Genomic DNA, 15,915 nt, shown 5'->3' on the forward strand with positions numbered 1-15,915 from the left:
ATCTTAACGTTAACGTCAACGTTAGAGTTTATGTATGAAGTCTTAGCGAGTTTAACAGTCTCTTCGCTTCTCTATCTTCAACAAAAAAAGACCCGCTTCACACGCAGGTCTTCCTCTGTACACTATTCATTCACTTTAACTTAAACGTTCTGCTCATTCTGTTGCTGTTGCTGCTGTTGTGCACGCTGCATTTGCTTCAACCGGCCTTCAACTCTGGTAAATAGTCTGAACGTATAGAACCCTGTAGCAACCAGACTCAGCACCAAAGCTCGTACATCTGTAAGCCAGAAACCGATAATGCCGAATATTGTGATAATCACACCAAATTGCATCATCAGATTGGCGCTGTAACTTTGCGCTTCGTCCCATAACTCGGGATTACTCATTGCACGCGGGGTCCGATAACCATATATTCCGTTAATCATTTTAGGTGGTTTTTTGAACACCATAAACCCCAGAATGAAATAACACACTCCAATGATGATCCCTACTACTGCTCCTGTCAAAACGTTCTCCCCTTCACTGTTGTCTTCCATAGACCTGCTCACACTGACACTCCGATGACAGAATAACCAGCTTCGCTTCTTCAGGTTATTTCTGTCCTCTCCGTTCTCGTGTAAATGTCTAGTTAGACTTATCTACATAAAAATATAAAAACGGCTCTACGTATATACGAAGAGCCGCCTGGATCGTTTCGTAAACTTAGATATTCTTCACACGAAGTACACGCATGGCGTTCAGGACAGCCAGCACCGTGACACCGACATCCGAGAATACCGCTTCCCACATGGTAGCTATGCCAAACACACCGAGTAACAGGAAGATCGCTTTAACCCCCAAAGCAAACGCGATATTTTGCCACACAATCATTCGTGTACGCTTAGCAATGCGGATTGCACTCGCTAGTTTCGACGGTTCATCTGTCATGATGACCACATCTGCCGCTTCAATCGCGGCATCTGAACCGAGTCCACCCATCGCTACGCCCACGTCAGCGCGTGCCAGCACAGGTGTATCGTTGATACCATCACCGACAAACACCATTTTCTCCTTTGGAGATTTGGCAGCTTCCAGTTGCTCCAGACGTTCGACTTTGTCCTGTGGCAGCAATTCAGCATAGACTTCATCCACACCCAACTCACGTCCTACCGCTTCACCCACGGCTTTCGCATCGCCTGTCAGCATGACCGTTTTGCGGATGCCGAGTTTCTTAAGTGCCTGAATGGCAGCGGCTGCATCATCCTTTACTTCATCGGCAATGATCAGATGACCAACATACATGCCAGCTTCAGCCACGTGGACTATCGTTCCGGCTGTCTCTGGTGTGGTATAGGATATACCCGCCTGCTCCATTAGTTTGGCGTTGCCTGCCAGCACTTCCCGACCATCGACGCTCACCTTGATTCCGTGTCCGGCAACTTCATCATAACCTTCCACACCTTGTGTGGGAATATCTTTGGCCCAAGCTGCACGAATGGATTCGGCAATCGGATGATTGGAATTCGCTTCGGCAATGGCTGCCAGCTTCATCAATTCTTCTTCCGTGCGTCCGCCTTGTGGACGAATGGCTGTTACTTTGAATACACCTTTGGTTAGTGTACCCGTTTTATCAAAAACAACAACTTTCACATCGTTCAACGCTTCAAGGTAGTTACTGCCTTTGACAAGAATCCCGTTACGTGAAGCTGCTCCGATACCACCAAAGAATCCAAGTGGAATAGAGACCACCAGCGCACAGGGGCATGAGATAACCAGGAAGACCAATGCACGATAGATCCAGTCGGCAAATGTTGCACCACTAAGTATCAACGGCGGAACAAATGCAATCACGGCTGCAAGGATAACAACAACTGGTGTGTAATATCGGGCGAATTTACTAATAAAATGCTCTGTTTTCGCTTTCCGGCTGCTCGCGTTCTGCACCAGGTCCAAAATTTTGGATACCGTTGATTCACCAAACGTTTTGGTAACTTCAATTGTCAGCAAGCCGTTCTTGTTAACAAATCCACTCAGTACATCACTTCCAGGCTCCAGCTCACGAGGTACGGATTCACCTGTCAGAGCAGAAGTGTCCACCATGGAACGCCCAGCTCTAACGATACCATCCAGCGGTACTCGCTCTCCTGCTTTCACGACTATACGATCACCAATCCGTACGTCTTCTGGAGATACACGCCGGGTCTCGTCACCCGAACCCGTCAGGATATTCGCGTAGTCCGGGCGAATGTCCATCAGTGACTGAATCGACTTGCGTGACCGATTAACCGCCATGCCCTGAAACAGCTCCCCGAGCTGATAAAAGAGCATGACGGCTACCCCTTCCGGATACTCTCCAATCGCAAAGGCACCCAAGGTAGCGACGGACATCAGGAAGTATTCATCGAACACCTGACCGCGGATGATATTTTTGGACGCCTGGAGCACGATGTCTCCTCCGGCAATAAGATATGCTAGCGCATATAGAGTAAACTGTGCCCAGCCCTCCAGCGGCGACCAGATCGCAGCTGCGAGCAGCACAGAACCGGCAGCAAGACGAGCAAGCAATACTTTTGTCTGGCCTGCACCGTGTTCATGCGAATGGCCTGCATGAGCATCATGATCATCGGTGTCGCTGTGATCATTTCCAGCATGACTTCCGTGCTCGTGTGCCTGGCCCTGCGAATCTCCATGAGCATGAGTATGTGAGTGATTACCATGTGAATGTGAATGTCCATGATCATGTCCGGCATGGTCATGACCATGGTCGTGCGAATCAGCCGCACTCCCTGTATGGGTGTGCGCATTTCCGTTCACGTGTTTTCCTTTTTCCGAAATGCGAATATGAGGCTCCAGCCTAAGCACTTTGCGCTTAGCTTCTTCCACTACCTGTTCATCCATGTCGGAAGTGGTGTGTAGCGATAATGTTTTGGTAACAAAATTGACAGAGCATTCGTTAATGCCCTTAATTTTTTTGACGCCATTCTCGATCTTCAATGCGCAGTTCGCACAATCCAGTCCATCAAGCAGCAGTTCTCTTTTCACCTGTTCCTGTCCGGTTCCCATGTGAATTCTCCCCTTTGCAGTACAAAAACGATGTTATATTTCAATTGTATTCAATATATGAGCACTCATTCATATGTTTGGTTACCCCTATTATATGCACGCCTAAACATGAGTGTCAACAATCGTTGTTGATTTTTCATACAGATTATGCTAATAGTAATCATTTCGCTTTAGGCGGGTTTTGGATATAATAGAGCTATAGTTGTTAACATAGGCGGTGATAGGAAATGGAACAACCGGTTAAAGCACCAAGCGAATGTGATGCAGCCTGCTTAGGTACAGAAGCCGATGTGCAGACGATTCGCACTTCACTCATAGATCGGGAGACCTCTTCCGAGATGGCAGATTGGTTCAAGGCATTCAGTGATCCCACACGTCTACGTATTATTGATGCGCTTTTACAGAAGGAATTATGTGTTCATGACCTGACGGTTCTGCTCGACATGGGACAGTCGGCCATTTCACACCAGCTGCGTTCTCTCCGCAACATGCGGATCGTCAAGCGGCGCAAGGAAGGCAAGACGGTGTACTACTCTCTGGATGATGCTCATATTGAGCAGATTTTCCTGCAAACGCTCCAACATATTAAACACAGCTAGGCAGCAGCCAAGCTTGTTCATGCAGAAGAACCCCCGCCTCTCGGCTATATGCCGATGGATGGGGGTTCTTCTTGGTAAGGGTACCGTTTTATACAGGATACAAAGTGACTAGATCTTCTGATTACCGATCAATAGGAGCTTGCCACTTTGGTTATAAAAGATTGTTCTTGTTTGGATCGTACAGGCCGGATCTGTCCTTGAACCAGTTGAAGATATGCGATACACATACTTTCAGCACCGCGTATCCTGGAACAGCCAGCAGAATGCCCACGACTCCAAACAGATTACCCGAAGTCAGAATGACAAAGATAATCGTGATCGGATGAATCTTCAGCGTTTTGCCCATGATCTGTGGTGAGATGAATTTACCCTCGATTAACTGCACGATTGTCCATACGGCAACCATCTTGAGCAGCATCACCGGTGAAGTAACCAGGGCCACGATCAACGCAGGTGTAATTGCAATTGCTGGTCCCAGATACGGAACAACACTCGTGAACGATGCGATAATTGCAAGAATCAGTGCATAATCCAGACCAATGACCATATAACCGATGTAGAGCAGAATACCGATGCAGAAGCTGACGATAATCTGTCCACGAATGAATGAACTGATCTGGTGATTGATGTCTTCCAGCACATGCATTGCGCCCGTACGGCTCTTGATCGGCAGGAAAGACAGAATTTTCGCTGGTAGCTTCTTGCCGTCTTTCAGCAGATAGAACAGGATAAACGGAACCGTTACGATAGACAGCACGGTCTCCGTGAAGGCTCCGAGGAACCCACCCAATTTAGTCCAGGTCGAGTTCAGAATTTCAGTAGCCTTTTGGGAAATTGTTCCCCACCAGTCCTGTGAATTCAGATTCACCGTTTCCTGGAACTGACCGAACAATTTACTGCCCGTAAGCTCCTCAAACTGCTGTTTTACTGTCTCACTGTACGTTGGGAAATTTTCAATCAGCCCCACAATCTGGTTACGCACAACCGGAATGACCGCCAGCACAACGACCGTCAGAATGCCTCCAATTGCAAGATAGAGAATCAGAATGGACCAGCCACGCTTGATTTTCCATCTTTCCATCACATCCACAATCGGATTCAGCAGATAGTAGAGTATGCCTGACAGAATAATAGGTAGCACAATGGTTTTGATGAGTACTGCGAACGGATGAAGAACAAAGGATACTTTGGTCAGAACCATCACGTTCAGCCCCACCAACAGCAGAATCAGCAGAAATAGGACAAACTTGTTGTTAAGAAAAAATCGCTTGAACCGCTCCGGCCAAACGCGGGGTTGCTCAGGTTGCTCCATAGGCGTGTCGTCCTCTCTTATGACCCTTAATCAAAACTAAACTATAAAGCTAAATAAATGCCCACACACGAAAAAAACACCTTGTACAAGCCAACATATGTATAACACTCTGGATTTATACGTATGGTGCTGATTAACCGTTTCAAATTAAACCGGTAAAGTCATTTTACCCCAAAATGAGACTTCTGCCCCACACCAATCATTTGCAAATTCTCCCTATCCAAAAACGGCTCGCCTCACTGGGAGACGAACCGTAAATTTATAGCTATAGGCTACCATAAGCCAGCTTTTACGCTGAAAATGAAGATTAAGCTTTTCCCGCCAATTGTGCGATTAACTCATAGGAATGCAGACGTGCCTTATGATCATAGATCATCGACGTAATAATCAGCTCATCTGCCTGTGTCTGCCGAATGAAGGATTCCAGCTGTCCACGTACCGTTTCTGGTGAACCATTAACAGCAGCCTTGAGCGTCTGCTCAACACCAGCTTTCTCACGGTCCGTCCATTTGCCTTCCATCTCTGCCGGAGGCTGTACCAAACCCGTTGTGCCACGAATAATGTTCAGGAACTGCTGTTGCATCGTTGTACCCAGCCATGCTGCTTCCTCGTCTGTATCCGCAACAACAGCGTTGACACCAACAATCACATGTGGCTCCTTCAAGCTTTCAGATGGTTGGAAGTTGTTTCGATACGTCTCTAATGCAATCCGGGTGTAATCGGGCGAGAAGTGGCTGGCAAAAGCAAACGGCAATCCTAGCTGACCTGCCAGACGTGCACTGAAATCACTGGACCCCAAGAGGTAAATTGGAATATTCAATCCTTCTCCTGGAACTGCGCGAACAGGCGCATGATAAGACGTCGCCGAAGCATCAAAGTATGCTCTAAGTTCTGCCAACAGCTCAGGGAAATCTTCTCCACTGTTCAGATCTTTGCGTAGCGCAAGCGATGTACGGCGGTCACTACCCGGTGCGCGACCCAGTCCCAGATCAATTCTGCCAGGATACAAGGATTCCAGTGTGCCGAACTGCTCAGCGATGACAAGCGGTGCATGGTTGGGCAACATGATGCCTCCTGAACCCAGACGAATCGTTTTGGTTCCACCAGCCAGATATCCAATAACGACCGAAGTTGCGGAAGAAGCAATACCCGGCATGTTGTGATGTTCAGCTACCCAGTAACGGTGATATCCCCAACGCTCAGCATGCTGTGCCAGATCGAGACTGTTGCGCAAAGCATCAGCAGGTGTTGCACCTACAACGACTGGAGCCAGATCCAGAATGGAAAGCTTAACGTCATTGATGTGTTCTTTATGGGATGAAGCCGTATTTTCTGTAGTCATTATCGTTTAATCTCCTCGATGATTATATTTTTGTATATCCAGATATATAGATTAATTAAATCACAGCTGGATATGATGATGTGATGATAAACTAGCCGTTTACATCCGGACGGAATCCCTGCCTGCATATGCATCCTAGCTTCCGTTCCGGCATCCGGCTTATAACTCGTTCTGCACGTACTCGGCAAACTGACGGATCGTCTCCTCGTTGCGCCGATAATACGTCCATTGTCCTCTTCGCTCGGAGAGCAGCAACCCTGCCTTGAGCATAGTCAGCAGATAACTGGAGATAACCGACTGAGCCAGTCCAGCCTTCAGTTGAATCGTGCCAACACAGATTCCGTTCTTGCCACCATCCGGATGCTGAGATAGTTCCAGCGGTGGGAAGTGTTGCTCCGGGTTTTTGAGCCACAACAGGATTTGTCTACGTGTCTCGTTCGATAACGCTTTAAATATAAGTATAGGTTCCATGGGTACGATTATACCCCCTTTCCTCCATTTTGCAAACACATGAACAAACAAACCGACTCATGATCGAGTCGGTCTGCTATCATATGGAATCCCTATAGGGAACCAACATCTATATTAGAATTTGGTTGTTACCGTCTGTTTAACCTGATCCAACATGGCTTGATATGCGGGTGCATCCAGGTATCCAATACTACCAAAGAGCAGATGATCTACGGCTTCAATGCCTACAAAATCGAAGATACCTACGTCTGAAGTTATTTTCAATCCAGCTGTCATGCCAATCTGATCATAAATTTCACTTGGTGTACCATGTGTGTTGATGATGAGGCCTTTTTTGCCTGTCAGCAATTTCTCGATTCCCGCTTCACCCGCTGCATATGCAAAACCATATGCGAATACACGGTCAACATATCCTTTCATAATGGCAGGAAGACCTGTCCACCAGATCGGATAGATGAATGTGATAACTTCTGCATCTGTAACAAACTGTTGCTCTGTAGCGATATCCTGTGGTGTCTGTCCTGCACGCATGGAAGCTGTGTCAGCTTCAGTCAGTACGGGTTGGAATCCAAGCTTATACAAGTCACGGACAACCACTTCATGGCCTTGAGCTTCGAGAGCTTCTACAGCAGTATTGAGGATTGCGTATTCATGCTGAATTCAGTTAATCCATTGCGTGATTTTCTCAACGGATTGTCGGGACTTCTCACGCTGGGGCTCCTCTGCCCGATAACCGAAGGCTGCCATCATAGAGACGCCCCATGCGCCATTTTCGAGCAAGCCCTCTTCTTCCATAATACGGTGGACGCCCTCACGGCTGAAACCTTCGATTGGACAAGAATCAATCTCGATCTGAGCTGCCGCCGTCATCATGTTGCCAAGTGCAATATAAGTTTGTTTAGATGCCCAGTCAAATAATGATCGTGGATTATCCAGAATCTTCTGGTTATTTTGAAACTTTCCATAAGCCTCACTTGTTAGCTCAAATACGTTATTTGGCATTCCCTTTGTTTCCTTCAACATGTACTCCGCATAAGGAGAATTATAACTGGCATCCGATCGGGCCAAAATAACAACAAAATGGCTTGCTGTAGCCAATTGCTTTTGCGCGCCGGAAGAGAATTCGGACAGACGCTTACGCAGGTTCGGATTTTGTACAATCAGAAACTTCCACGGTTCAAGACCAATGGAACTTGGAGATAATCTGCCTGTTTCCAATATAAATTGGAAATCCTCATCCGAGATTTTGCGGGTATCATCAAATATCTTTGTTGCATGCCGGTAATGATAAGCCTTTAAGATGTCTTCCTTTGTCTTTGACTTTGCTGTAACTTCCATGGAGCTCCACGTCCTTTTATATATTTTTTTATGTTGAACAATAATGTTTAAGTTATTTCATCTCAAGTATTAGTTTAGGACCTATACGTATAAATTAAAAGTACGCACATTATTGTTTCTTGGTTTATAAAAGTAAGTATTGGATGAAAGACAGCAATAATCCACTGGGCACTTACATGGCCTAGTGGATTATCTACGACTCTTTCCTTTTAAATTTTGAAATCTTGAACCAGCTTATTCAGATTTAATGCACTGTCTTTGACTTGATCAGATTGTTTAACTACTTCCACAGATTGCGCAGCAGAGGCGACCATATGTCCTGCGATTTCCTGACTGGATGCGGCTGATTGTTCACTGGCTGATGCAATCTCGTGAATGGAGCCCACTAGTATTTTGATATTCGCAGTCACTTGTTGTGAGGTTGCATTGAGATCTTTAACTGCATTGGCATGATCAAGGGAATCGACATAATATTGTTCAGCTGTATCTTCCAATAATTTATAATCTTTGCCAACCTGATTGAACATAAAGGATAGCAACTCTTTGGCATTCGAGGACAGATTGGTTACAGACTGCATAACTTCTTCCGTGACCTGCTGAATTTGATCGGCAGCCTGTCTGGAATCATCAGCCAACTTTCGAATCTCGCTTGCTACAACCGCAAAACCCCTGCCTGCTTCTCCAGCCCTTGCAGCTTCAATGGATGCATTGAGTGCAAGCAGATTAGTCTGCGCTGTAACATCCAAAATAGACTGAGATAATATACCAATCTGATCTACAGCTGTTGCACGTTCCAGCGCTTCTGACATCTTTTTACTCGTATGATCATACATGTCTATGGCTGCTCGGCTCGATTCGCGGGCTTCCTGCTTCAACTTTTCAGCCTTCGTGCTGGTCACATAGGCGGATTCTGCTTGTTTAGATGTCTGTTCCGATATATATTCAGCTCCTTGTTGCATCTCAGCAGCCGAATGATTCATATTTTCCGTATGGGCTGAAGCCTCTTCCATTGCAGCCGAGAGCTCTTCAACTGTAGCTGATACTTCACGAATTCGTTCATTCAGACCAGCCATGTTCTGATTGGTAAGATCGCTAACCTGGTTGATATGATGTGATTCCTGAATGACACCACGAATGACATTTGTTGTGGAATCGGTCATTGTACGAATAGCTCGTGCGATGACACTTATCTCATTATTTCCCTGTGTTAGATGAGGATCTAAGGATGTCGTTAAGTTGCCTTGTGTTATTTCTTCACAATAACGGGTGATTGCTTTCATTCGTTGACGTATACTGCGAATCATTACAAATGAAATAAGAATGAGTGCTGCGAGTGATAACAAAAGAACCGAACCGAGCACCAATGCCCGCTGCTGAATCACTTCTTGTGTATCCGCATAGAGCTTGGCTGACTCTTCTTCGTTATACGCACTCAAAAGGGTGATCGTCTCCACAATCGCTGTACTGCTTTTGTTAATTATTCCTCTTTCTTCACTATCGTAGGTGCCCGACATCTTTTTGGTATCCATGATTTGCTCAATATCCTGATAATATGTATCCATCTTTGCTACCAAATCTGCAAATATCTCTTTTTCTTTGGTATCCAATGTTCTTGCTGAAAATTCATTCAAGCCATCCGTGATACTCTTCTTACCTTTCTGAACCTGATCGTACTGTTTGTCGGTATACTCTGCATTATCAAGAACCTTTGTATAATTGGCGCGCATATTATAGAAATTACTTTTCAATTCAAGAACATTGGTTTGATGCTGAAAGCGGTCATTGTAGAGGATACCTTGTCCCGTTTTTGCTTCGTTCATTCCGAAAATCCCAATCAGAAAGACAGTAAACAAGCCGATTAGACTAATCACAGTCATGATGATCATCGTTGTTGTTAATTTCATATTTTTGAGTTTATTTCCTTTCTTATATTTTGGCTTAGACTGAATTGACATGATTATTCCCCCACTTTAAATAGTAGATAGCCTTATATATCTTATATCTATATCGTATGTATCCATATTGTTTGTTAGCATTTCAGGAAAATTGACTTTATTCATCTAATGAGAAAAGTAATGGGAGACAACAGAAAAGCCGCCAGGATATAATCCAGCGGCTTCTCTGTGAATATGAAACGATATCTGTGCGACCTATAGTTGCTCCATCCATTCATTCTCAGAAATGACGGTATATCCTTCTTGTCGCAGCAATGCTGAGGTGACACCTTCTCCAGTTACCTTGTGATTGGCAAAATTCCCATCATAGATCATCTCTGTACCACAGGACGGACTAAACTCCTTTAATACCACACACGATACATTCAATTCTCGCGCCCATTCGAGCGTCTGATAGGCTCCCTTAATATACAGCTCTGTGACGTCCTTGCCACTTTTCTCGATCACTTTTGCAGTGCCTGCCAGTACGTCCTTACCCGTGCCACCAATAATTTCAGCCGGTTCCCGTGGAGTGGAGAATCCGCCAAGCAGCTCCGGACATACCATCTTAGCCTGCCCCTGCTCCACAAGCTCCTGAATCTTCTCATCCAGGCTCGCTGTTCCATTGTAACGGCAAGCTACCCCTGCCAGACATGAACTCACCAAATATTTCATCGTTATCTCCTTATACCCATTCCATCTATTCCACTATGAAGTAAATTGTAACATATAAGATCAAGCCCTATGACTCGCCCCTGGTGATCATCTTGATCCGTCCATCTTCCCTGTATTCAACCTGAAAAACATCCGTGCTCGACTCCAGTTCAAATGTGACCATGCCTGGATGGTCAGGATTACGGTGAAGTTTATACGCTTGAAGATCCATTTTAAATATTTTTTTAATTATAGGTTCTACTTCTCCTCTAAGAAGAGACTCCTTTATGTTATATAGTTCCTTATAATAAGCCTCTATTTCTTCCCAGTCTGCAAAGTCTTGCTCATAATGATTAGCATCCCCTACGGTATAGCCCAAGCCCTCTTTTCCTTCGGTCATCTGCACAAAGTAGTTATCTTTAAAGGAAAAAAAGATTGTATCCTTGCCAAGTTCATCATCTTTGCTTCGGCTTGCTCTAACCAGATCAAGATTGGCTTTACCAGACAGTGCCTCAATTGCTTTTCTGGCATCCGCCAGCGCTGCCTGGGATATTTGATCAGGTCTAAGGTCTCCTGTGATCGATACTGCCTTGTCCTGTTGCCATACAATCTCCCCATAACCATCGCCAGTCTCATTTTCTAACGTTAATGTTGTATGTGATATCGGCTCCAATTCCCCTTGCTTCATACTCACAAAACGTTGGACTGATGCAGGTTTAAGCGTTGGAGTGCTGCCTATACTTTGCAAAAGCGATGGAACTTGACGCAGATAACGGTGTTCCAGCTCGCTTGGCTGCATCTCACGTCTCATCTGTACTTCACGCAGATTTCCTGTTGTCGCATCGAGCCATATCTGCGCATACTCCTTCTCACTTTCGCTACCAGCCTCTACATATATTCTGCCGGACACAGGCAAGTCTTCCACTTTCGTAATCTTCAGCTGTTTACCCAGATCGTCTCGCATCGTAATTGCAACATTTCTTTTCATTTTGTCGGTTAGCAGATTCGTGTTCAAACCATCGGATAACTGTAACGCTACTGTCGGATAGACCTGCTCGATCACGGGTTTCACCAGCTGTCCATCATCCCAGATCCATAGGAACAATCCAGCAGCAATAACCAACGCACCCGTGCTGGCAACAAGAGGCCCTCTTCTAGGGCGACGCTTGTGTGACGCATTGTTCACTTGCGGTCTAAACGGCCTGGATGATCTGGAACTTTCTTCTGACCTACCTCCCTTGCTTCCCTCTTCCGACTTCTCCATCCACTCCACCTGTTGAAGCACACTCCGCTTGTGATCTTCTGTAAAAGGAGACGACGCAAACGGTCCCTTCCGGATTTCCTTCTCCCATTGCTCAGCCTTGTGTCTCATTTGCTTCGCTCCTCCCATTGTTTCCGTACCTTATCCTTACCTCGGGATAGTCTGGATTTTACTGTGCCTAAGCTGATTTTCAACATCTCAGCAATCTCACTCGTCGTAAGCTCATACTTCAGATTCAGCAAAAGAATCTCCCGGAACTTCTTCGGCAACGCCAGAACAATATCCCAGATTTCATGGATATGCTCCTTACGCATCACTTCCATCTCGGCCGAAGGATGTGCAGGCTGCTCTGCAATCATGACTCTTTGGCTCGAATCCCCATGCTCTGTCTCAATGGGTAACGTCTCTCCCCACAGACTGTTACGAAAAAATCTGGATTTTCGATATGTAAAAGTCGTGTTTCTAGTAATCGTCAACAGCCATGTTTTCAATGAGCAATCTCCACGATAATGAGCGATCCCCGAATACGCCCGAATAAATACCTCCTGTGACAATTCATCTGCCTGTTCGGCACTTTTGGTCAGAAAATAAGCATAATTCCACACGTCATTTCCGTAGTCATCCATTATGCTGCTAAGTGTGTAATTGTCTATGGTCTGAGCCTGTGCCAGTAATTGATCATCCAACTGTTGTTCACCTCACTTAATATGACTGAGACTAATGTGGTTTGGTTCCCTGTTTTGGACATTATTTCTTATTTATTCTAGCAAAATAAAAAACAGCATGTTCTACATCACTGAACACGCTGATTCCTTCAAGTTTGCTTAGTTAGAAATCTCTATCAGAAAGCTTTTAGGCGAAAGCTCCACTTCCTCAGTTTCTTTCTGCCCTCTAGTCTAACGAATCACTTTCTACATCATACTTTAACCGTAGCAATCATCAGAAACATCGGTCTCCGATTCTCTTCTCTCATGTCTGGAACCTGTTCAATCATCTCCGGTGATGGTTTGGATTCAGCCACCTGTTGAATAGCAAACCCCGCCTTAATCAGTTCATTGAGATGTGTTGCCAGTGTGCGATGATATTTGACCACATCCTGATTCAAAAAGTTCGCCACACGTTCCCCTTCATCGTGGTAATCATCCACGGGCCAGTGAAGAATCTCACCTTCGGGTCCGTAATGCCAATCCTGCGCAGCGCGAGCGGTGAAGATGGGATGTTCGGAAGATAGTACAAATGTGCCCCCTTCTACGAGACAATCATTGATCTTAGCGTACACCGTGTCTAATCTTTCAATATAATGCAAAGCAAGTGAACTGATCACAACGTCGAATTGTCCCGGTGCAAAATCAATATCTTCAATCGCCAGCTGCGCGTACTGGATCTGCGGGTCGTCCGTCATTTCACGAGCACGCTGAAGCATATTTTCAGACAGATCTACACCGATCACTGAACTCGCTTGCTGCTCTCGCGCATACCGGCAGTGCCACCCAAAACCACATCCCAAATCCAGCACACGCTTGTCCTTCAAATCAGGCAAAAGAGTCCGCAGTTCATGCCACTCCCCCGCTGCATCCAGCCCTTGAACGGAACGAGCCATCTTACTATAGTTGTCGAAAAACTCAGCTTCATCGTATTTATTTTGTTTCATCAAGAGATTCCTCCCGCCTTATAAATATCCACCTACTCTATCACATAAACGATATTTAAACGCAAAAGTTGCCAAGAGAATTCATGGCGTGTTATCATACAGAACGAACGTTCAGTATTATTATATACAGAATGAACATTCAGTTTACTAACGGAGGTCATTATGAATACGAATTGGACGCATCCATTGGAAGGGCAATCTGTAGGTAAAGCTTTTATAAGCTACCTTGTGCCTTCTGTATTGGGGATGCTGGTAGTTGCTTTTAATTTTATTATCGACGGCATTATGGTTGGACACAAACTGGGTTCTACCGCGATGGCCGGGATCGGCATTGCCTCACCTGTCTACACGCTCTTTGTTGCCATGTCGCTGTGGATTGGTATGGGCGGGGCAACGTTGTACTCCAACGCTATGGGTAGAAAAGATATCACATCAGCCAAACAAATTTTCACCAAATCCATTATGCTCATTATGCTATTTACGATAGCCATTGGATATACTGCATATACGTTCAAAGACAAGCTGGTATACTCCCTCGGGGCTAACGCCGAGACCTTCCCGTTTGCTTCGGACTATATGAATATCATGTTATTGTTTGGGTTTGTCTTCACCATTGAGAATGCGCTCTCTGTTTTTGTACGAAACGATGGGAATCCCAATACGTCCATGTACGCTCAGATTACGTTTGCTGTGGCCAATATCATCATTAATTATATAACATTATATGTACTCGAATGGGGTGTACGCGGTGTGGCCCTCGGTACAATTGTATCGGCGTCTCTTGCGCTACTTGTCCTGTTCACTCACTTTTTCAAAAAAACAAATAATCTTACGTTCACCCGGTTCAAATGGAACAACAAACTGCTGGCTTCCCTTCTACTCATTGGTTTCCCCAGCTTTCTGGCTGAACTTGGCATGTCGGTCTTCTCTGTCTCCCATAACATCTCGATGGACCGCATTGCGGGCACGGATGGCGTAGCATCCTTTACCGTGTTGAACTATATTCATGGTGTTGTATTGTTGGCTTTCCTCGGTCTGGCGTCTGCTGCCCAACCTCTGATCAGCTATTATCACGGTGCCAATCAGATTAAACGGGTACAACAAACGATACGGTTAGCCACCAAAACGGCTCTCGCATGCGGTCTATTGTTACTGGTTGTTGTTCAGATCGGTGCACCTTATTTCGTACAAATTTTTGGAAACTTCAGTAGTGGCGTAACGGATAATGCCGTTTACGGATTACGTATATTTACATTTGCCTATGTCTTTATGGGTGTTAACTTTGTCATGAGCACCTATTTCCAATCTGTAGGTAATGCCAAAATGGCTATATGGATTACAGCCGCGCGTGAAATGATCATCATGATTGCGTTGATTGCGATTCTCCCTTCCTTCTTTGGTGTCACGGGTGTATGGCTTGCCGTACCGCTGTCCGAAATGCTGGTTCTCGCAACCATAGCCGTGTACTATAGAAAACGATCCCTTACGGATCGAATCAACGCGTTGCAGTCTGAATAACGTTACCAGGTAATAACAGCAACAGATAGAAAATCAATGGAACGTAAATAGAATGTAGGTAGACCTCATAAATAATCTAACAAACAAATAAACCAAAGCCCTGCACGATCAATAATATAGATCGGTCAGGGCTTTTGTTTTATCCTAAATTTAGATGTAATTAGATACGTATATCAAATCGGCCATTACTATCTGTCGTTGCGTTTGCAATTTCCTTAGAGGTAGCTACGCCCATTCCATTGGATGGAGGTTGGGCAGGTGATGCCTCCTTCGTAGCAGTTGTACCGGCTCCTTGAGAGCTTTGCTGTGCAATCTGTGCCTCAACCTGCTTGATCTGCTGTTCAAGCTGTTTGGTCTTTGTCTCCTTAGTCTGCTCATCGTCCTTACTGGATTGCACTTTCTCCAGTTGAGCCTCAAGCTTCGTCTTTTGTTTCTCCAAGCTACTTGAATTGTCCGAACTCGAAGATGTAGATATGTAAGATGTAGTGGAACTGGCTGCAGAAGATATATTCATTATGGCTCTCCTCCTCTTTACTTGGCTTCACTATACCCTATCCCACTGCAACGTACGTTAAATTCAACTGAAAGGTTGCTGAACGAGTTAAGATTCAGAAGTCGAACAGATGGAAGTATGTATATCAGCATTACTCCGTAGTCCAATTATTAATACTGAGAGTCTTCATATAAATGAAATATTGATGCTGTCTTATCATATAGTTAGTTCTTTCTCGGCAGAAAATAGTAACACAAAAAAGACACACTAGATATCATCAAGTGTGTCTTCCTATTGCTT

15 protein-coding genes are annotated in these 15,915 nt (G+C 45.1%); 2 read left to right on the forward strand and 13 right to left on the reverse strand.

What is annotated here, in order from left to right:
- Nucleotides 1-140: 140 nt before the first annotated feature.
- The gene (locus D829_RS32610; protein WP_193748492.1) at nucleotides 141-506 is read right to left on the reverse strand and encodes an SdpI family protein; all 366 of its coding nucleotides are present in this window, start codon (nucleotides 504-506) and stop codon (nucleotides 141-143) included.
- 196 nt (nucleotides 507-702) lie between these two features.
- Nucleotides 703-3,042 (reverse strand): heavy metal translocating P-type ATPase, encoded by a 2,340-nt coding sequence (locus D829_RS0120545; RefSeq protein ID WP_017690810.1) that lies wholly within the window; start codon nucleotides 3,040-3,042, stop codon nucleotides 703-705.
- Nucleotides 3,043-3,269: 227 nt separating this feature from the next.
- On the opposite strand from D829_RS0120545, the gene D829_RS0120550 reads away from it, so the two are divergent.
- Nucleotides 3,270-3,641 (forward strand): metalloregulator ArsR/SmtB family transcription factor, encoded by a 372-nt coding sequence (locus tag D829_RS0120550; RefSeq protein ID WP_017690811.1) that lies wholly within the window; start codon nucleotides 3,270-3,272, stop codon nucleotides 3,639-3,641.
- 151 nt (nucleotides 3,642-3,792) lie between these two features.
- Here the strand turns inward: D829_RS0120550 and D829_RS0120555 are convergent, their stop codons facing one another.
- The 10 genes from D829_RS0120555 to D829_RS0120600 all read right to left on the reverse strand — a co-directional run bounded on the left by D829_RS0120555 (nucleotide 3,793) and on the right by D829_RS0120600 (nucleotide 13,604).
- Entirely contained in the window at nucleotides 3,793-4,953 is a 1,161-nt protein-coding gene (locus D829_RS0120555) for an AI-2E family transporter (RefSeq protein ID WP_017690812.1), read from the reverse strand.
- Nucleotides 4,954-5,260: 307 nt separating this feature from the next.
- Nucleotides 5,261-6,295, reverse strand: coding sequence for an LLM class flavin-dependent oxidoreductase (locus D829_RS0120560; protein WP_017690813.1), 1,035 nt, complete (start codon nucleotides 6,293-6,295; stop codon nucleotides 5,261-5,263).
- Nucleotides 6,296-6,454: 159 nt separating this feature from the next.
- Entirely contained in the window at nucleotides 6,455-6,766 is a 312-nt protein-coding gene (locus D829_RS0120565) for a helix-turn-helix transcriptional regulator (protein WP_017690814.1), read from the reverse strand.
- A 114-nt stretch (nucleotides 6,767-6,880) separates the two neighbouring features.
- A complete protein-coding gene (locus tag D829_RS31635) occupies nucleotides 6,881-7,426 on the reverse strand; it encodes an NAD(P)H-dependent oxidoreductase (RefSeq protein WP_051154035.1) in 546 nt (181 codons plus the stop codon).
- Nucleotides 7,427-8,104, reverse strand: a complete 678-nt coding sequence (locus tag D829_RS0120575) for an NAD(P)H-dependent oxidoreductase (RefSeq protein ID WP_017690816.1) — start codon at nucleotides 8,102-8,104, stop codon at nucleotides 7,427-7,429.
- A 209-nt stretch (nucleotides 8,105-8,313) separates the two neighbouring features.
- Nucleotides 8,314-10,059 carry a methyl-accepting chemotaxis protein gene (locus D829_RS0120580; protein ID WP_017690817.1) on the reverse strand — a complete coding sequence of 582 codons (1,746 nt, stop codon included), beginning with the start codon at nucleotides 10,057-10,059 and terminating at the stop codon, nucleotides 8,314-8,316.
- A 195-nt stretch (nucleotides 10,060-10,254) separates the two neighbouring features.
- A complete protein-coding gene (locus tag D829_RS0120585) occupies nucleotides 10,255-10,713 on the reverse strand; it encodes a DUF523 domain-containing protein (protein ID WP_017690818.1) in 459 nt (152 codons plus the stop codon).
- A 67-nt stretch (nucleotides 10,714-10,780) separates the two neighbouring features.
- Complete coding sequence (locus tag D829_RS0120590; protein ID WP_017690819.1) at nucleotides 10,781-12,064, reverse strand: hypothetical protein; 1,284 nt, start codon at nucleotides 12,062-12,064, stop codon at nucleotides 10,781-10,783.
- The gene (locus D829_RS0120595; RefSeq protein ID WP_017690820.1) at nucleotides 12,061-12,639 is read right to left on the reverse strand and encodes an RNA polymerase sigma factor; all 579 of its coding nucleotides are present in this window, start codon (nucleotides 12,637-12,639) and stop codon (nucleotides 12,061-12,063) included. Before D829_RS0120595 ends, D829_RS0120590 begins: the two co-directional genes overlap by 4 nt.
- Before the next feature lie 230 nt (nucleotides 12,640-12,869).
- Nucleotides 12,870-13,604 carry a class I SAM-dependent methyltransferase gene (locus D829_RS0120600; protein WP_017690821.1) on the reverse strand — a complete coding sequence of 245 codons (735 nt, stop codon included), beginning with the start codon at nucleotides 13,602-13,604 and terminating at the stop codon, nucleotides 12,870-12,872.
- A 162-nt stretch (nucleotides 13,605-13,766) separates the two neighbouring features.
- On the opposite strand from D829_RS0120600, the gene D829_RS0120605 reads away from it, so the two are divergent.
- Nucleotides 13,767-15,122: an MATE family efflux transporter gene (locus D829_RS0120605; RefSeq protein WP_017690822.1), complete on the forward strand. Its 1,356-nt coding sequence runs from the start codon at nucleotides 13,767-13,769 to the stop codon at nucleotides 15,120-15,122.
- A 160-nt stretch (nucleotides 15,123-15,282) separates the two neighbouring features.
- Here the strand turns inward: D829_RS0120605 and D829_RS0120610 are convergent, their stop codons facing one another.
- Nucleotides 15,283-15,636: a FlxA-like family protein gene (locus D829_RS0120610; RefSeq protein ID WP_017690823.1), complete on the reverse strand. Its 354-nt coding sequence runs from the start codon at nucleotides 15,634-15,636 to the stop codon at nucleotides 15,283-15,285.
- Nucleotides 15,637-15,915 lie beyond the last annotated feature (279 nt).

It is taken from the genome of Paenibacillus sp. PAMC 26794 (genome assembly GCF_000316035.1).
Taxonomy (GTDB): Bacteria; Bacillota; Bacilli; order Paenibacillales; family Paenibacillaceae; genus Paenibacillus.